This is a genomic window from Lysobacter sp. OAE881 (genome assembly GCF_040546665.1).
GTDB lineage: Bacteria > Pseudomonadota > Gammaproteobacteria > Xanthomonadales > Xanthomonadaceae > Lysobacter_J > Lysobacter_J soli.
In genome coordinates, this window is record NZ_JBEPOG010000001.1 from 2662059 (window position 1) to 2680462 (window position 18404).

Annotated in this window: 10 protein-coding genes; 4 read left to right on the top strand and 6 right to left on the bottom strand. The window is 61.6% G+C overall.

The features are described from left to right. The first annotated feature begins 1513 nt into the window (after positions 1-1513). Positions 1514-1777, top strand: coding sequence for a helix-turn-helix domain-containing protein (locus ABIE51_RS12345; RefSeq protein ID WP_192630954.1), 264 nt, complete (start codon positions 1514-1516; stop codon positions 1775-1777). 74 nt (positions 1778-1851) lie between these two features. Then, complete coding sequence (locus ABIE51_RS12350; RefSeq protein WP_192630955.1) at positions 1852-2973, top strand: hypothetical protein; 1122 nt, start codon at positions 1852-1854, stop codon at positions 2971-2973. A 12-nt stretch (positions 2974-2985) separates the two neighbouring features. Here ABIE51_RS12350 and ABIE51_RS12355 read toward each other — a convergent pair whose 3' ends face one another. The 3 genes from ABIE51_RS12355 to ABIE51_RS12365 all read right to left on the bottom strand — a co-directional run bounded on the left by ABIE51_RS12355 (position 2986) and on the right by ABIE51_RS12365 (position 4789). Then, complete coding sequence (locus ABIE51_RS12355) at positions 2986-3516, bottom strand: PIN domain-containing protein (RefSeq protein WP_192630956.1); 531 nt, start codon at positions 3514-3516, stop codon at positions 2986-2988. A 24-nt stretch (positions 3517-3540) separates the two neighbouring features. Continuing rightward, entirely contained in the window at positions 3541-4293 is a 753-nt protein-coding gene (locus ABIE51_RS12360; RefSeq protein ID WP_192630957.1) for a hypothetical protein, read from the bottom strand. Positions 4294-4519: 226 nt separating this feature from the next. Then, complete coding sequence (locus tag ABIE51_RS12365) at positions 4520-4789, bottom strand: hypothetical protein (RefSeq protein ID WP_192630958.1); 270 nt, start codon at positions 4787-4789, stop codon at positions 4520-4522. Positions 4790-5086: 297 nt separating this feature from the next. Between ABIE51_RS12365 and ABIE51_RS19350 the strand changes: the two genes are divergently transcribed. Together ABIE51_RS19350 and ABIE51_RS12370 are read left to right on the top strand one after the other, a co-directional pair. Beyond that, positions 5087-5716, top strand: coding sequence for a DUF6988 family protein (locus tag ABIE51_RS19350; protein ID WP_502913291.1), 630 nt, complete (start codon positions 5087-5089; stop codon positions 5714-5716). Between the two features lie 182 nt (positions 5717-5898). Beyond that, positions 5899-6900, top strand: coding sequence for a hypothetical protein (locus ABIE51_RS12370; protein WP_192630959.1), 1002 nt, complete (start codon positions 5899-5901; stop codon positions 6898-6900). Positions 6901-7033: 133 nt separating this feature from the next. Here the strand turns inward: ABIE51_RS12370 and ABIE51_RS12375 are convergent, their stop codons facing one another. Genes ABIE51_RS12375 through ABIE51_RS12385 form a run of 3 tightly spaced genes read right to left on the bottom strand, consistent with a single transcriptional unit; the run spans position 7034 to position 18398 of the window. Next, positions 7034-8662: a nuclease-related domain-containing DEAD/DEAH box helicase gene (locus ABIE51_RS12375; RefSeq protein WP_192630960.1), complete on the bottom strand. Its 1629-nt coding sequence runs from the start codon at positions 8660-8662 to the stop codon at positions 7034-7036. A 10-nt stretch (positions 8663-8672) separates the two neighbouring features. Beyond that, on the bottom strand, positions 8673-14936 hold the full coding sequence (locus ABIE51_RS12380; protein WP_192630961.1) for a DEAD/DEAH box helicase: 6264 nt from the start codon (positions 14934-14936) through the stop codon (positions 8673-8675). 21 nt (positions 14937-14957) lie between these two features. Beyond that, complete coding sequence (locus ABIE51_RS12385) at positions 14958-18398, bottom strand: hypothetical protein (RefSeq protein WP_192630962.1); 3441 nt, start codon at positions 18396-18398, stop codon at positions 14958-14960. Positions 18399-18404: the final 6 nt, after the last annotated feature.

Genomic DNA, 18404 nt, shown 5'->3' on the forward strand with positions numbered 1-18404 from the left:
CGCCTGCTTGCCGAACTGTTCGCGGAATTCGATGCAGCCCGGGTTGCTAAACCTGCGAGTCCCGCTACCACATGCGCGACTGACACCCAAACAGTCGCGGATGTAGCGGGAATAGCAGCGGGTTCCGCGTTGCGTGCGCGCATGCTCGCCCTGGCCGCGGATGAGCTGCTGCCTGCGCGCCTGATACACGGCCTCGCTGACGCAGACGTGCTCGCCTGCGCCACCTTTCGCGACGCGACATTGCGTGCATACCTACAGGCACTCGCTCGCCGCGAGGAGATGGATAGGGGGCTGGCTCCGTCGGGGTACATCCATACGGTGCATTGCGACGGGTGCGGCCCAGTACTGCTTTGGCCCGACTGTCCCCCTACGCTCAAAGCCTGTCCGTGGTGCTTCCGCCGCAAGGCTGGTAAGTCGGTCCCGCGTCCCTGCGTGCGGTGCGGCGACTGTCGACACCATCGTCCGGATCCGCTGAATCCAGCGGCTGGTGTTGGCGAATGTGCCGCTGGCGCCGAGCCACGCTGGCCGATGCAGGCCCACCCCTGCGAGTTGATGCGACCGCTGGCCCCATGACCGAACCCTTGGACAACCACGGCAACGAGCTCCACGCACACCCGCCGGGGGGGGGGAGGCGGTAAATCCATTCGTCACACCCGCCCACCGGGCGCCATCCCTTCCAAGAATCAACATCAGGAAAAATCGCTATGGCCCGCCCCCGACCTGACGAATCAACCATCGTGCGACTCAAGCTCCGGCCTCCTGTTGAGCTCAAGGCCGCGCAGCGGAAGCTCTGGGACCGCGAGTTCGGGCGGTTCCCTCCTGACTACTTCGTGCCGGCTGACATCCCGGCGATGTTGGAGTACCTGCAGTGGACTGCCGAAGCCGACAAGCGCAGGCGCATCGCCGCGAAGATGACGAGCCCTGGTGAACTTGATGCAGCAAATCGCGCATGGGAGCGAGCTGCTCGAATCCGCATAACCTTACAGCGGGCATTGCGGATGTTCCCGAGTACTCGCGGCGGACCCGACCGCCAGCGCAGTCTCGCCAACGATCCAGCAGAACAGCTTCTACAGGGAGCCAGACCAGGGGAGGCACCGTGGCGAACTCTCTTGCGCAATGCCCGCGAGGGGGGAATGCCCGATTGATCGGCGGCCACGGGATAGAAAATCCCCGTGTCGGGGGTTCGATTCCCTCCCCGGCCACCATTCTCAAACGTAAGCCCAGTAAGGCTCTCAGCCGATACTGGGCTTTTTCGTTTCTGGGCGTAGCAGGTGGCGTAGTAGGCGTATAGCAGGTGAAACCGCGCCGTAGCAGGCGCTGGGCGTAGCAGGTGCCCGCAACAGGCACCGACCGTCTGCAGCGCGCGAGCAATCAACCCGCCGCAACGGCGGGTTGAAATGGCCCGCCAGCACCGTCGTAGAGCCGAGCCGACTGGGAGCCCAAACGGGCATAACAGGTGGCGTAGCAGGTGCGCCCACTGGCGATTTTTTCACCACCGGCCTACCCTCCCGGCATGGCCCAGCCCATCCGCGCCTGCGATCTGATCGACAGCCTGCTGGCGGCCGGCATGAGCCGCACCCAGATCGCCCAGCGCACCGGCCTGAGCCCCGGGTACATCACCATGCTCCGGCAGGGCGACCGGGGGAAGCGCATCGGCTGGAGCGCCTACTCGGCCCTGCACGGGCTGGCCGTAACGAGGGAGCCCCAGCACCAGGTCGCGGCACCGGACGCCTCGCAGACGGCCGCTCCGGCGCGCTGGTCGCCTACGGACGAGTGACCGCCGGACCCGGCGGATATGCAGGGCGCGTCTGACCGGATACGCTCCGCCAAACCCAAAACACTGGATCAGGGATGACCGCCGGAGACCACCTCGTCTTGGAGCAATTCGTCGACGAGGCCGCGAGGAACATTATCCGCAAGCTGGTCGATCCTTGGCTCTACATGGAAGACCAAGGGGTGCGAGTCAAGCGCATTGATGGGTCCGAGATCGCCTATAGCGGCATCAAGTTTGAAGGGTCGCCGCGCGAAGTCTTCTGGAGCTCCGACTTCATCAATCCCTACTTGAGGGCGATGGTTGATGACTTCATCTCCAGAGCTTCAAAAACAGCGCGCCAAGAGGGGCGGGATGTCGGGATTGTCCTCCACGATGTTGGAGGAATGCTAACGAGTGGCGTGCGTCGCGTTCTGGAGAGAATGGCAGACATTGATCAACGCCTGCGAGGCAAGGGTTTCCCACAATCGGTCCAACCGCGCTCAATCGAGCAACTCCTGCTCGGCTTCAATGGTTACATCGCGGCCAGGATCAAGGTTGAGCATGGCGCAGAACTGATGCACGCGAGGACCATCATGATCCAAGCGTCGGCAAAGGCATCATCCCTCGTCGATACGTACTCAACATGGCTGATGGCGGGACTGGCAGCGTTCGTGGCGGTCCTGATCTCGAATCAAGAGAAGGTCGCAAAGCTGGTGACCCCAGAGATGTTGACGTCCAGTTTGGTGATCCTTTTCATAGTGGTGGCAATAGGAATTGTCCAAAAGGCTGTCGCTGTGATGGTGGCCGCAAGTGCGGCAGGCGAGAACGTTGGGCGAGATGTGGCCGAGCGCGGCGAAGCGGTCGCAGGCTTCAGCATCGTCATCCGGGAGATCTTGGCAGGCACGCTTCCGCCGATACGATGGTTCATGCGAAGGAGACTCCTTCGAGTTCTCCGAGGCGACATCGCCGCGGATGGCAAGTCGACTTACCAGTTCGCTCAGGCCCAGACGGTGCTGGCGATAGTACAGATGCTCCTCGTTGCCTTCTTGATCGGAAAGCTGGCGTGGGGCTCGTGGCTTCTCCAAGCACCTAAGCCGGCATCCGCGGAGGCAGCACCCTCGAAAGGCGGCACTCAGAGTAGCGAAATGAAGTCGGCAACAAGTGCCACGACAAAAGCGCAAGTGCCCGCTGTAGAAACGAGTCGAGTGCAACCGAAGTAGCTGGAGCGTCAGCTACTCGGTATCAACAGGCGGGTAGTCAAGCTCACCCTGCGGAGGCACGGGCGGAAGCGGGAGGTCCCAAGTGTGGACCACGGAGAGTCCGTTGAGCACAGCTCTGTCACTTAGCTTGCCGTCGTCGGTATACAGGGTGCGAATGTTATTCGACTTCGCAATAGCGATGATCTGCTGATCGAACTTCACCTTTGCCTTCGTCTCAGTGGTCGCTTCCTTCTTCTTGGCGCGTCCCTTCTTAGAGGGGCCCGCGCCATCCACCAGCAGCGCGCACTCGATCGCCGCCTTCTCGTCGAAGGGTGCGATGACGAAGGCGTACGCCCCATTGATCTCGCTCAGCACGCGAGAAATCTCGGGGCCGGAGACGTACAGCAACTCGGTGAGGACGGGCGTCGGGATCACAATCTGGACCCTCGCCTTGCTCAGGCCGGATACCAGCAGCTCGATCCGCTCCCGGGCCTTCTCGACAGGGCGACCGGTAGCGGGGTCTTGGGCTGGGGGAACATCGGGATGAAAAAGCATCAAGAGCACGGAGGAATCCATGATCACCATGACTCAGTGCACCCCATTGCCGTTGCCGCCGTCGTCGTCACGAAGCGACCTAAGCAGTGCAGTCAGGTCGACATCCTTTCTCCACTCCCCCGTCTGATTCCGCACCCGGTTGACCACGTCGATCAAGGTCGCACCATCAAGCACCGAGAACTCCGTCGCCTTGAGTGCGCTGACTTCCCATTGCCCTTCCTCGTTCCTGAGCCAGCGACCGTACCCAGTCATCCGCAGGAACGGGCCGTACAAGTGATGCGCGAGTTGCTGGGCAACATCGTGCGATATCTCAAAGCTCCAGGTCGCGCCCGTGCTGTCCAAGATCGTGGCATGAGCGCTGTCGTCGACACCGCCTACTCGCACAAGGATCCCGTCCTTGACGACGCTCTGCTTGAACGGTCCGAGCTTCGGAGGCCTTGGCAAACGCCTGCCGGGAAAGTTGAGCACGTTGTGGTTGTCGCGCTTTAGCTGAGCGTCGGCGTTGTCCCGCCGGAGCATGTCGTTCAACTTGCGATAGGCCACGGCCGGCTCGCCGTCATCGAGGCCCGTCGCTGCCATCACATTTTCTCGGACCTTGGGAGCGGCTTCTCGCTCGACACGGCTGATGACCTGCGTACTACCGGTCTTCAGCCCTTTGAAGTGAACATTGGCCTTCTCGCCCAAGAGCGAGGCCAAGGTCGCCATGTATTCGGCCAGCCGAGCCATAGGCATCGTGGCCGGCGTGTAGGCTGTGATCCGCAGCGTATAGATGTCGTCGTCAGTCATGCGGGTTCCCCCGAGCCGCTCCAGTGATGCTTCGACCAACGAGTAGGTCACGCCATCCACCGCGAGGCATATCGCACTGAACGGGCGTACCGTCTCAAAGGTTGAGACGCCCTGTCAATTGCCGGGCAGGCTCGCCCCCGGCGCAGCCCGGTCATCCCCCAAGGGGGGGGATGACCCCCTAGGAAGAATCAGGTTCCGTGGCGGAACCTGATTCGGAAGGAGCTGACTACCACTGCACGCCAGTCACGGCGCTGACCATGCCGGGCCGACGCATTGCCCAGGTCAAGTCCAGCAGCATCCGTACGCCGATGGAGACGGTCTGCCAGAGCGAGCGGACCGGCGTCGCGGCAGTCCCGCCTTCGTTGATCGGCTTCACCAACGCCGGGGCACCTTCCATGTGCAGGGTCGCCTGTTCGGACAGCAGTCCCGGCACTTCCTCGGTTAGGCGGCGCAGTCGTTCGTTATCGGCGCGCACCAGTTCCTGCGCGTGCGCCAAGAGCGCGAGGGACGTGGCGCGGCCAATGTCTATGGCCTCACCTCCTCGTCTTAGGCAGTGTTGCCCCGTTGTCGCCCGTGGCAAACAAGCCGCGCCAGTCGTGCGTGCCGCGCTCGGGCGGGTCGTAGCCGGTGCCCTCGTCGCGCGTGTTGCCTGCGGCCAGTAACGCCGGCACGACGCGGGCGTTGCCGCGCGTACGGCAGCAGCCGGCAGTCCCAACATCTAACAGCTGCCGGCAAGAAGAGTGGACGCTACCATGCGGCCATGACACTCCAAACTCACCAGTTTGACGGGCCAATGCGGCAGTTCGTCATCGACCTGAAGCAGTCGCTCGCATTGGGGGGCTTGATCGAAGAAGTTTGGCAAGCCTTGGAGGAGGACGGCGAGGCAACCTCCAAGGCTGCCGCCGGGTTATGCAGGCTCTCGCTAGATCACGGGCACGCGCTACGTGTCCTGCTCCCTGAGGTCCCGCCATCGGCAATAGCTCTCCTGCGCCCGCAGTACGAAAGTCTGGTACGAGCCGTTTGGGCAAAGCACGCTGCGAGCACACAAGATCTCGGTCGCCTCTTAGCTCCACTTACTTCCGAAACCCAGCAGGCGGCCAAGAAGTTGCCCGGGGTGCCCGATATGCTAGGAGCGATCGAACGGTTCGGGCCGAGGGGCGCGGCAAGACTCCTTGGGCGAGCCCGAGAGCGGTTATGGGATGGCCTGAACTCATTCGTCCACGGAGGAATCCATCCGTTCCAGCGGGGTCAAGATGGCTACCCGCTCCCGCTCCTTACCGATGCTCTCAAGAACTCGAACGCAATGTCCGTCATGACGCTGTTCGTCCTTGCGGAGTTAATGGACAAGGACGAGGTTATGGCAGTCGTCGCGGCACTGCACGAGGAGTTCCAAGGCATCCTGCCTGCTCTTGAACCTTTCTGAGCGCTAGACAGAACGCGCCAAGAAGCTAAGTGAGCCAACATTGCCTGGTGACCGCTCCAGTTCAGGCAAACGCCCTCTTGCCGTTAACATACAAAGCGCAACCGCGAGGTTTAGGGGCATGGCATCTGCTGATTAGCGTGACCAAGTTGTGCCGATAGGACTAACCATCTCCCAGAGGACGTATGCCCGCGACGCTTTCGGAAGCTGTGAACTTTCTTGAGACTCAATGGTCATCGATCAACCAGAACAAGATCAAGGGAATCCTTGCCGAAGTTCGGCTCAAGCGCTTTCTCACAACAAACAACACATACTTTGGCCCAGGGGGATGGATAGTCATCCCAGGCAAGCCGACTTACGAGGCCGTCCCTCCGAGGCTCAAGGTCTGCTTGCTGCCTCGGACAAGCTCGTTCTCGTGGCAGTCATCAGGTGGAGCGGGTAACCCACTATCGCCTGCTGAGATCTCAGCGTACAGCTACTTTCGGCAGCTCGGGATTCAAACCTACTTTGCCGATCCATTTGCTCCTAATGAATCAGCATTTGCGCTGCCTGCGCCGAGCGCGGGCTCTAAGCGGGCATTTCATCCGAAGCCATATCATCTCGAACTGAAACAGGTTGGAAACAACGGCCAACTCGAATCAGTTGCCCCGTCGTCAGTCTTCAGCAAGTTCCCGGAACGGCAGGGGAATCGAGGCCTGAAATGCTACAAGCTAGGAAGGATCAGCCTAGCCACTCCGCCTTGGAACGATCCTTTGACAGTTTCCGAACTATTCTGGTTTGAGTACGCGCGGTACTACTTCAACCTAGATCGCTACATGTCCAACAATGATCTCGACATGTACGTGATCGGCCCATCTGGGTCCGCTTATCCCGTCGAGCTGAAGAGCAAGGAAGCAGCAGTTAGCCCGGCGCTCGGAGAGTGGTTCGGCATTGATATGGGCCCCTTCGCTAAACTGGCATTCTTTACAGCCAACGCAATGAACACAGACGCGCTCTATGTCGTCGAGGAAGTCGCAAGTGGTGGACAGTTCGTCGATTGGCTGGGGATTCGGTACACCGATTTGGTGAAAGCGTGCTCTTGGGTCGGCCAAGGGGGTGGAACGGGCATGACGGGCGCTACGTCCTCCACGTACAAGGTTCCCAAGGCCGCTTTCTCGTCTTTGGCCAAGCTGCTGCCTACGCTGTAGCTCACCGTGCGCGAAAGCCAACACCGCTTAGCTATCGGCAACGATGTGGGTTGCTCTACTTGCAACCCGGATCGCGACAACTCTGAAGCGCGCCCCCGCCTCAACACTCGAGGCTCTGGCGCCTTTCCAAGCCTTAGGCTCCCCTAAGAGCTTGATAGTAGGCAGCCACGTCCTTCCTCGAGGACAGTAGCGCAAGCCGCGCCGTTGGCCGCGTGCATGCGACGTAAAGGTCATCTCGGGTGAACGCCACGTGGTCGCCCGGAATCCCGACATCGACAACGATGATCGAGGCCGCTTCGATGCCCTTGAAGGACTTGATCGTCGAGAAGTACACCGTGCCACTTCGTCCAAGGTCCTCGATCTCTGTGCTTAGACGGAGTCCCTGCCCCCGAGGTTGCCCCTTCATTGCCGAATTCTCCAGTTTGTACGGACTGATGATCGCGACCGGACCATCGCCACACCACTGGCTGGCTAGCTCCCACGCCCTCTTCGCCTGATCTACGCAGCTCTCCACAGTGGGCACGACGCCGGTGGGCATGCCTGGCATCGACTCCACCCGCGTGTCGAGGTAGCCGTTGGCTGCATCATTGATCCGGAATGTGTTGCGGCAGTTGTGGTGCAGATGGAATATCACCTCCGCACCGATGGGTGTCCCCTTCCCCGCACCGTACAGGTCCTGCTTCCAGTCGGCGAAGAACGCCCAGGCACCCTCGGGGGATAGCAGCTCAAGGAGCGCTATGACCTGCTCCTCCGAGAAGTCTTGCCCCTCGTCGACAACGATGGCGTCGTACTTCTCGATCGCGACGGCCTTGTCCATGACCATTCCCGGCAGGATCTCCCGGTGGAAGTTCGATTGCCCTGCCATATGTCGCGCCTCTGGACATAGCTCCATGAACATCCTGTCAATGTTCCAAATTGAACTGGCCACATCCGCATTGCGCAGCCTCAAGGCATCAGCCAACGCGCGGTTGTAGCAAACGTAGATCGCCCTCTGTCCCTGTTCGAGCAGCGCCCGCAGCCTCCACATCGCAAGGACCGTCTTGCCAGAACCCGCCGGCCCGATCACTGCCAGGCTCGGCAATTCGAACAAGCCCTTCAAGCTGGCGAACTGCTGCCGCGTCAGTTGCTCGATCTTTCCGACGTCGCTTGTAACGTCTTCACCGGTATCTACTTTGCTGACGTGGAACTTCCGGTTCTTCAAGTGATCGATGATCGACTCCACTACCTTCGGCGTGAACTCCCCACCTCTCCCGGACCCGCCGCGCTTCTCGAGCGCGTTCCGCAATCGGGGGGCCAACTGGTTCATGTGGCGTCTGGTAGCTAACGTCGACTCATCGAACATCGCAGGCAGGCTACGCGCCTCGCCCTGCGGGTACACAACCACATAGGCGAACCTGCCCGGGAACTCCGCCCAGCCGTACCTATGGCGAAGCACGCCAACGAGGTCGTGCATGTTGCGCATCGCTTGCTCAGGTGGCGACTCCCTCAGTTCGAGCCAGGTGTCGTCCACCCGCCTGCGTCGCCACCTTCCGTGCTCGTCAACGATGAACTCCTTCGAACCCTTGACTTCGAGGACGACCAAGCCCGATCCCGGGACGAGGATGACGAAATCCGCCTCACCGTCACGGACGTATCGCTCCTTCTCGAGGGTCCACTTCACGCTTGGCATCACGACCCAGTCATCCGGGACCTGGTTCCGCAGCGTTTTCAGTACCTCGTTCTCCCAGAAATCAGCCGGGAGATTTCCAATGATTCTTGGCACTTTCGTCGTCCTACTTTGCGGGCCGAGCTACGAGCCGGTAGTTGAGGGCATCATTCTCCGGGACGAATCCGTTGGTGCTCCGGAGCCTCGCGACCTGCATCCCACGTTTGAGGGATGAGATCACGGGGATGAGGTGGCCCGTGGGCGCCGCGGCCAGCCACTCCTCGCCATCCCCAAGCTGGGTGAGCTTGTGTTGGGCGACCTTCACCCAACTGCGCCCTGCAGCTTGGAAGGTTCCATGGTCGGGTACGGCCAGCAGGGCATCCAAAGAGGTCAGGTCGCCTGCTACAGGGCCGGGTTGTGCGCCAAGCATCTCGCTTGGAACGACATCCTCGATCGGGAAGACCTCGCCGTTCCCCAAGTTTGCGCGGACCCAAACCATCCGGCGCGAGAGGTTGTAGGAATCGACGCGTCGAATCTTGCCGAGTCCCAGCTCGCCAGCCAGCCGATGAGCCTCGCCTATCGCATTGCGTTCGTGTGCATAACCATCCCAAAGTGGATGCACTACGACGTTGAGAACGCCATCCTTCGACCAACCGTGCACGGAATCGCTGTGTACGGCGCGATCCACTGGGAAACCGTTCTTGCCGTAGGCTTCGACGAGGCGGCTAGAGCGTTCACTCCAATCGCCTTCTCGTGACACCGGGAGGGCTCTTCCCGATGCCTCGGCGTCAAGTCCTGGCCTGAAGCCCCCATCGAGCATCGATGCGAGCAGGTCAATACCAAGTTGCCAATCCAACAGTCCGTGGATCTGGCGGTTCCGGAATCCACGCAACAGTAGGTCGGGGCTGCGCCATTCGTTGCCGGCTCGCGTTGAACTCTCAAGCTCATCGCGAATCATACGCCCCATGCGTGGCGCCTCCCCTTCGGCGAACAGGCAGCCCCAGAGGATTGAGCGCCATGACGCTAGTGCGGACTCGACCAGGCCGGCCCCATTGGGGTGGGCATCGGCTAGGTAGAGCTCGCCACCACCGATGTCCGTGACCGCATGCACGGACGCGATCTCGATATCCATCGAGTCCACGTCGAGCTCGAGCGCGATTGCGCGCTGCAAGATGGTGGCGGCCGAGTACCACGCCGCACGCCGCCTCACCAGCCGCGGCTCGTTCTTGCCTTCGAAGTACTTGAGCCCCATGCGGTCGAGCATGCGGATGGCAAGGATGTCCGTAGTTTTCGGCGAAGTGAAAGCCACCTTGAAATCGGGGTTCTGCTCTTCCGATTGCCAGATTGAATCGCCCTCGGCGAAGCTCCAGCTCAGCCCGTCCTTCTTGATAGCCTGGACTTCTGAGAAGCCGAAGCCGTTTCCGCGATTGGTATTGGTGCGGTACACAGCCGCTTGCTGACCCAGCTTGATCTTGGCGTTGCAGATGTCGTTGAACTTGTCAGGACTCAGCCGCGGACTCGTGATGTCCGTAGTACCTGAGCTCCCCCTGCCTTCCCCGCCGCCGAGCGCCGGCTTGCCCACGTCCATGTCGGTCGCAAACGCGCGTGGCGAGACAACCATGAACGGCTTGGCAGCAGGGGATCCACAGGCTGGGTTCGGGCAGACCACGCCCATCGGCGGGAGCTTGATCCAAGCTGGATCCCATAGCCCCTGGCTGCTTGCGTGCGCTTGGATGCCTGAGGGGTCAACGGGCTCGACATGCAATTGCCTGCACGCGCCGCATCGCACGTGCACATAAGCTGCACCGATGGACATTCCCGATGACATCCACTTGCCGGATCGAACGTCACGGAACAGCGGGCCCGTGATGTACTTTGGCGTGAGCCGGCGCTTGTCCCACGTCCGTTGCGACCCGGGCGCGAAGTCGGCGATGGCTTGGTCGGCCGGCCTATCGAGCGTGCTTGCATCGCGTTCGTCGTCGTTCTTGCCAAAGGGGAGCTTGAAGTACAGCTCTCGCACGCTGGTCGGCATTCCGAACATGGGAAGAATCCCCGCCTCGGCTAGGCGGTGCGCGAGCGTCGTTGCAACGAACTCCGGACTGGTTACTGCCCTCTCCACTCGCGAGGGTAGGTTCCTTGCCGCGTCCACCAAGCCGGGCACGGACACGCCCGCGCCCACCGCAATCGTCTGCGCGATACGTTCAAGGCATTCCCCATTCCCTTCAATCCAATCCCGGAGCAAGGGAATGTTCCTAGTTGCGTCTGCCAGCGTGCCCATCTCGCCGTGCGTATCAGGGTCCTGGCTTGTGGCCGTCCATGAAACGCCGATGTCGAGGAACGCGCGACGCAGCACCTCCTTGGCCACGAGTCGCTCGGCCAGGATCCTCTGGTCGTCCTCCATGGAGACACGCGGCTGCGGAGGAACGCCACCGGTCATCTCACTCGGGTGCTCAAAATGGATTCGGTCGTGCGTCTGGCCCCGGCAGAACGTAAACGCCACCGAGAAAGCCTGGCCTTTCCGGCCTGCCCGGCCGACACGCTGCTGATAATTGAACCGCTCCGGCGGCATGTTTGCCTGCATCACGGCCTGCAACGATCCGATGTCGACGCCGACTTCCATGGTCGTCGTGACTGAAAGGAACTCGATGGAATCGACGTTCTTCAGCACCTTCCTGGCAACCACGTCGTCGATCGTCTCGCCATCGAAGAAGATGTCGCGGAAGTGTCTTTGCCGTTGGGCCTGGTCCTGGGTTTGCCCCGTCAGTTCCTCGGAGTGGATACGAAACGCCGACGAACCCCTGCGCGCCTCATGTGCGTAGTAGTGTGCGTCTTCAATCTCCTTCGCGGTCGAGCGCCCGTTCGCGGCAGCCTCGAGGCCTGCGGTGCAGCGCGAGCAGACACCGGCAGACGCGTGCCAATGGATGCGCCCACAGTTCGCGCACTCCCAAGGCCGGTCGCTCTCGTCGCAGACGCGAACCCACAACTTCTCTAGCTTGACGACGGCCCAGTGGTTGTTGCCCTGAGCGTGACCCGCGAACATCAACGCGGCGGCCAACCGTTCGTGGAGCGTCGCTGCACTGATACCGTTCCTCGAAGCCACCTTCTGCAAATATTGATGGACGCGCCTCTTGGCCGACCCCTCGTTTGCGGCGCCAGTCGGCTGGTCCGGCCTCCAACCATCCGACGGTTTTCCCCACGGGTTGGGGTCAAGCCTGTTCTCTTCGGCAAGGATGCGCACCACGCTGTCGCACGCTTCCCTAAACACGCTTGGGGCAAGTCCAGGGGGGCCATTTAGATTCGGGGTTGGGGGAAGCGCAAGGTGCCCCACGCCTTGGGCTTCAAGGTCATACAGCAGGCGCCCACTCAGTGCCCTCCATGCGCTTTGGCGGAGCGATTCGCTGATGCGGTCGATCTCTTCGGGCCGCGCATCGTCATCCAGTTGCGGAACAACTCGTCCGTCCATGGACTTGAAGATCGACGTCCAATCCCTGTCTTTCGCGACCTTCTTCTTATCGATCGAAGCGCCGCCAGGGTTCACGCCATTGGCGACGAAGTCCCGCCAAAGCGGACTGAGCGGCCTGTTTGCGTGTGGTTTGGCGAGTATGTCGTCAACACGCACGAAACCACGTTTGTAACCGCGGGCGCGCTCAACCTGTTCAACCTGCTCCTGAGTTTCCATGCCCGAAGCTACGGCCATCGCAGCCTGAGCAAACAGCGTTAGGTCGGAATGAAGATCGCTACCGAGCTTGTCGCGCGCCTCCATCAGCAGCGCCTTGAGCCCGGCCTGGTCGCCGGCCTCAACCCTGCCCAGCGCCTCGCTCATCTTGGCTTCGAGGCTACCTGAAGCTCGTTCTTGCAACTCCCGGTTGATGAACGTTCGAAGCAGGTGCATCCACTGCTCTTCCTCCACGCCAACGGACAGGTTGGCAGCCGCCTCACGGCTGTCGGAGAAGGCAACAAGTTTCCTTGTCTTTCCCTCCGGAAGCACGTCCATCAGGTGCTTTGAGAACAAGTGCGACATGCGTGCGAGGCCGGTCACGAAAGAGCGCACAGGGGTCCGCCGACCGTAGCGTTCCGAATAGTCGATCTTGCAGGACGGGCACCGCTGCGGCATCGCCGAGTATTCGTGCTGGTTTGCCTCGCCGATGTCCGCATGGAACCAGTAACAAGGCAGCCCTCCGTCTTGGGACCCAACGGTCACGAGTCCTGTCGCCGGGTTGATGACTGCAGGGACCCAACTCGCGTCCTTTCGGTCCTTGGGCCGACCACCCGGACCACTCCCCTCGGTTGTTTGGATGCTGCCGTGGCGCCACTTCAGCTCGTCGCCGGTCCCAGCGGGCGGATCTCCCGGGTGGCGCAGCCAAACAACGCCGACATCCTTGTAGGTCTGCGCATCGGTTCGAGATTCGATCGTGGTTTCCGGCAGGCCTTCGATCTGCGTCTCGAGTGGCGTTAACTCAAACTGGGGACGCTTGAGTGGCGCATTGAAGGTGATCTTGTTCCCGCACAGGAACTGGGTTCCACAGCACTCGCAATAGAGGACCTCTAGGACCCTCTGGCCATCGAGGGCCATCCTCTTGTCCGGGAGCAATCGCCCGACGCGGCGGTTCACGTCGTCGTCCCGAGTGGCAATGGTCGCCCAGAGCCCTTCCACGTTCTTGGCCATCCAGTGCAAGCGAAGGCGCGGCAACGTGATTTCCATGGCCTTCGCATCATCCGCGGCTATCGCCCGGAACAAGCCCTTGGTCGCGGTTCGCCGATCGGCCGCGGGCAGGCGGCGGAACCACTGGTCGGACAGCTGATCAAGCGGCCTCGCTCGCGCCCTTCCCTCTACGTCGAATGCAGCAAGGAGGCACGTGTTGAAGCGCGTCTCGTCCTCGCGCACCAGCCCAAGCGCATTGAGTACCTGGGGACAGCCACTTGAACTAATGGCATCCTCCGAAGCATGCCCGACCTCTAGGCATGCGAGGGCAATACTCTCGTCAAACTCAGCGGCGCAATCCTTCGGATCAAAGAGCGGCTCGCCGGCTTCGATGACAAAGCGCTTCCTTGCCTCCTCGGCGGTATATCCGAAGAAGTTTCCCAAGAACTCGTATGTTGCGGGGGCGCCGCCGTCGAGTGACGCACTGGACGCGAGCACACGGAGCTGCGGGCTGTCTGGCCCGATCTCCAATCTCTCAAGAAGTTGCCGGATCAGGTAGGCCACTTCCGTCCCGGCTGAGCTCCTGTGCAGGTGGAGCTCGTCGACGACCAACTGGAAGACGTTGTTCTCCCGGTCGTCCGCCAGCCACTTGCGCGTTTGCTCGAAGATGTCGGAGTCCGCGCGATCGCCCGTCATCGCGGGATCCGCGTGCCGCATCAACATGATGGAGAGCATGCTCACGTTCGTGACAAGGATGTCCGGGGGACTTGCCTGCATCTCCCATCGATGGAACATCTCGGCCGCGTCAGGCGACATCCTGCGGATGAACGTTACTTCCTCCGCCGTGCTCGCCAGCTGCTTCTTCGCTTCCGCGATGGCAACCTCATCGCCAAAAGCTTCTGCCTTCGACATCTCAGCGCGGCACTGTTCGGCCTTGCGACGGATCGCCGTGTAGTCTCGTACTGCCGCCTTCAGTTGCTCGCGCAACTCTGAGCGCTTGCCCTTGTGTGGACTGCCGTCCGCCTTGAACGGATGGCCCGAAATTGGCGTCGAGCCGTTGTACCGCCCGAACCTGATCCGATTGCCTTCGAGATGCCCATCGAGGGCTTTCAAGACGTCGTCTGAATCCAGCGCCGCGCGGAGTCGGGATACTTGGTCCTCCACAAGCGCGTTCATCGGATAGAGGATGAGCGCCCGCACGGCTGCTGGGCGCGTTTCGCCGCGCAGGCTCTTGCGTGTGTCATCCCAGGTCGGGAGGTTGTCCTTTGTCCACGCTGTCGGATTCTTGGTCGGTCGTGACCATTGGGTAGCCGGCGCGGTTGCTTCGCGAACGACATTGGCGATGACTGGCAAGAGGAAGGACTCCGTCTTGCCCGAGCCGGTGCCCGTGACAACCACACAGTGCTTGCCCTGCAGTGCATTCTTAAGCATCGCCTGTTGGTGCACGTAAAGCCGATGCCCAGCTGCGAACATCCCTGCGCCGACAATCGCCTTGAATGCCTTCTGCCCTCGGTCATCCATGCGCGGAAGGTCGCCCGCCGCCAAATCGGCGAGCCTGCTCCCCGACTTGTAGGAAGGCACGGGCTCGACGTAGGGCGTCTGGAACAGGACGCCCGGCTGATCCAAGAGATCAAGTCGGTCCTGTTCAAAGGAATCGGAGTTCGTCCCGAACGCGGAGGTTATGTACCGCTTGATTCCTGCCTGCAGCGTTCCGTAGGCGCTTATCGGATCCTTCATCGCAATCTCCATGCGTACTGTTTCTAGAGTTCTTCAAACCACGTCGAGGGCGGCACCAAGCTTCTCAGCCACGACCCGTGCCACGCACTCTGGGACCCAGCGATAAGCGAGCCATTTCCCGGAAGCCATCTCCTCGTAGACGCGTTTCACGGATACATGTTGATTGCTTCCATGCAGGTTGATCCGGTCGCCGGAACTACTGCCTGCGTCCTTGGCCAGCAAGATCGCTTCGGGAGGACCTCCGCTGCACAACACCAGCGCCCGCTCGAGGAGGCTTGGCAAGCTAATCCGTGCTGGCAGCCATATCGTCCCGTCCTTCGCCGCGTACGTGAGGGGCATTGGATGCACCCCAGCCATCCCTTCGAGCTGACTTGCCCATTCGGCGAATGCATCGAGGGCAATCCAGACCCCCCACCGGGAATCACGGACGAAAGCGTACTTGCCGCCATCGGCCATGACGTAGATGTTGTCCATGCCCGTATCCAAGTCGCGCACTTTCAACAGTTCGCAAGGACGCCCCGTCGTCTTCGCCGTGAACTGCCCCTTCGAACCATTGAAACACTGGGCACCTTCCCTTGAGGCGCCAATCGATTCCATCATGTTCCTTAGGATCTCTTGGCGAACTGCGCGAAGCCCGGCGGACCACTCTGCGATCGCGGAGCAAGGAAGATCGACGCGCTTGAACCCGAGCCGGGCGCAAGCGGCATCGGCTTCCTCATCACTCTTGATCAGCAGGCGCCATTGCCCGCGATACTCGGGTGCGCCCCCCCTCCGGAACACATCCCAGGATTGGCGCTCCCCGGCGATGCCCGTCCAGTGCGCGAGGCGCATGGTTCCCGCCAGGGCCCACACCTGGCGTTCCCCGCAAATGACTGGAAGGCTGTAAAGGGCGGGAAACGTGGGGTGTACCCTCGCCATGTGCCCACGTGAGGTCGTGGATATTTCCAGATGTCCGCGACTTTTCAGGTCTAGGAGAATGAAGGGCGGCTCCCCAGATTCCCCGGTGGTGCGGAGGAGCCTCCTCAGCAGGTCTCTCGCGACGCTGTAGTCAAATCCTCCGGACCGCGCCAATGCATCGAGGAACAGTTCGCGCGCACCTGGAACCAGCTCTCCCTCGTCGAGCACGGAACCAAGTGCGGACGGCCGAACGTTGATTGGCTCGACAGTCGCAACGGGACCTTCATCGATGGGACTTTGGAGCAGCACCCCTGAAAGCCCTTCGTTCGAGGGCACCGGGGCTCCCAGGTGGTCGATGCTAAATGGGCGGCCCGGTTCAACGATGTCTCCGCTGAGCCCCGATACCCTAAGCTTTGCCTGGCCAATCACCTGCCCCTTGCATACCGCCCGGATCTCGTACGAGGCGCTTCGGGCGTGGGGCAGCCGGACGTTGAAGCGCTTCAGCGGCTTGAACGTAAACTGGTCGTTGACCAAGCGGGCGCCGTCCCCTGCCTCCTCCTCGACCACGATGCCATCTGAGCACGAGATCTTCGTCCCCGAGGGGGCGTCGAGTTGGATAGTTGGCAGGTCATAGGGAAGGTATAGGCGGCTGTATCCCCGGCGGACAGCCCGCCCGCCGATGAAGCGAATGGCGCGAGGCTTCGGATGCGCGCCATCTTCGTCATCTGGCAGGAGTCGCTGCCCAACATCGAGCGCAGCGCAATCGAGGAGGCATACAAGGAGCCAACCTTCTGGCAGGCCCTGGGCCGCCAGCGTTTCGTATGCGGGCGTCTCCCGCGCCAAGTATGCCTTCAGCTGGCTGGCGTTCCGGGGCGGCGCCAGAAGGTAGGCTTGGCCGCTTCCGGGGAGGTCGCCCTCTTGCAACTCGATGCTCCCGCTAACGTCGTCGAACGCCGGGAACAGGATCCAGAGCCGACGCTGCCCAAGCGCGACGGTATGCTTCGTCGGCTCGGAATCGGCGGCGTCGTAGCACTTCAGGCCAAACTCTTGGTCCAGCGTCATGGCGCGTTCGGCGATCTTCCAAATCTCGCCAGCGGAACCGGTCGACGGGACGGTGCTTGCACCTTCGGTGCCCATGAAGCTTCCGCGCCAAGCGGTTCCCGCAATACTGATCTCGAACGTCCCCGAGTCTTGGATCGCAGGCAGTCGCCAGCGCGGCGAGATCGTTAGGGGCTCTAGGCAATCCACAGCTAGGGCGAGTCCTATGTTTGTGTCGGCCCCAGCGCTTCCTCCACGACCCGCTGTTGGCCCGGCACTCCGGGAGTTCGCTCTTTTCGCAGGCAGGGTGCCATCCCAGTCGATGTAGGTGGCAGCGATGGCCGCGCGGATGGGCTGTTCGAAAGCAGGAATTTCGAGCGCCTTCTGGAAGGCCGCGCTAAAGTGCCCCGGGGAAGCTTTGGCCTCCGTCAGTATCCGCGATAGCGCGCGATCATCGACATCTTTCCCGGGGCGGACCTCGGCTTGGATGAAAACTCGCGCAAGGTCTTCGACATCGCCAGGCTTCAGGATGCTCTGCGATCGCGGAACTCCAATGAGGCGATACCCGCCGAGTCTCCGGAGCTTGAAGTAGCCGAAGCGCCCACGGAGCCCGTTTGTCCACTCTTGCAGGTCTCCCCAGGCCGCCTCCACCTGCCCCATCTCCGGCGGTCCGAACGCGCGGCGCAGTTTCAGGTCCTTCTGCAGGCCTGCGTAGTAGGCGTTCACGCCCTCGGCATCGTTCCTCACCAAGGCCGCGAGATAGGGGAGGTAAGTTGGAGCCGAGTGTCCGCGATACGTGGCATCGTATTCCCCGGGATCCTTGTAGTTCGCGGAACGTAGTCTGCGTTGCGAAACGAGGGCCTGCACGCAGCGGACGAAGTTGTCCTCCCTGAGCCAAGCCGCACCAGCGCGGACGGCCTCAAGGAACCCCCTATCACCGCCGATGTCTTGCCCGATCTGGTCGAGCAAGTCGCTGTCGATGCGCAGGAAGACCTCTTCGTCCTTCGATGCCTCGGAGAAGAAGCTCCGCAGGAGCCTAAGGTTCCACTCGCTGAACCTGTCATCGAGGGGCTTGTTCTTCGCCGCAGCAAGGAGGTCGAGCATGCGACTAAACGGGCTCAACGGATCGCGCGCGGATTCCAGGAGGCCATCGCTACTGGCATTCACGACGTAGAGCTCGCCCTCGTGCGCGAAGAGGGCCAGCAGGTTCCCCGCAACGGCATGGCTACCGAGGTCGCTTATCCAGATCCGCGGGTCGCCGCCCTTGGTTTCCGGCCTATACAAGGACGCCTTTGTTTGCAGGAATCCTTCGCGACCGAGATACCGAGCCCCCAAGATGACCTTGGCGTCAGCACCCCTGCCCTGCGCTGAGTAGTCATGCAAGCCGGCGCGACGGAGGTATGTCGACAACTGGATGTGGGCATCCATGATCCCCTTCTCCAAGCCGGTCTTGGTTGGGACGAGGTACCCGGCCTCGAGCCCCCTGGCTGCGAAGAACTGGATGATTTCGACAAGATCCCTGTCCGCCTTGACTAGCATGAATCA

Excerpts from the sequence above, each read along its gene's own strand:
- ABIE51_RS12345 (WP_192630954.1), top strand. The coding sequence starts at position 1,514 with ATGGCCCAGCCCATCCGCGCCTGCGATCTGATCGACAGCCTGCTGGCG.
- ABIE51_RS12350 (WP_192630955.1), top strand. The coding sequence starts at position 1,852 with ATGACCGCCGGAGACCACCTCGTCTTGGAGCAATTCGTCGACGAGGCC.
- ABIE51_RS12360 (WP_192630957.1), bottom strand. The coding sequence starts at position 4,293 with ATGACTGACGACGACATCTATACGCTGCGGATCACAGCCTACACGCCG.
- ABIE51_RS19350 (WP_502913291.1), top strand. The coding sequence starts at position 5,087 with ATGCGGCAGTTCGTCATCGACCTGAAGCAGTCGCTCGCATTGGGGGGC.
- ABIE51_RS12370 (WP_192630959.1), top strand. The coding sequence starts at position 5,899 with ATGCCCGCGACGCTTTCGGAAGCTGTGAACTTTCTTGAGACTCAATGG.
- ABIE51_RS12380 (WP_192630961.1), bottom strand. The coding sequence starts at position 14,936 with ATGGAGATTGCGATGAAGGATCCGATAAGCGCCTACGGAACGCTGCAG.
- ABIE51_RS12385 (WP_192630962.1), bottom strand. The coding sequence starts at position 18,398 with ATGCTAGTCAAGGCGGACAGGGATCTTGTCGAAATCATCCAGTTCTTC.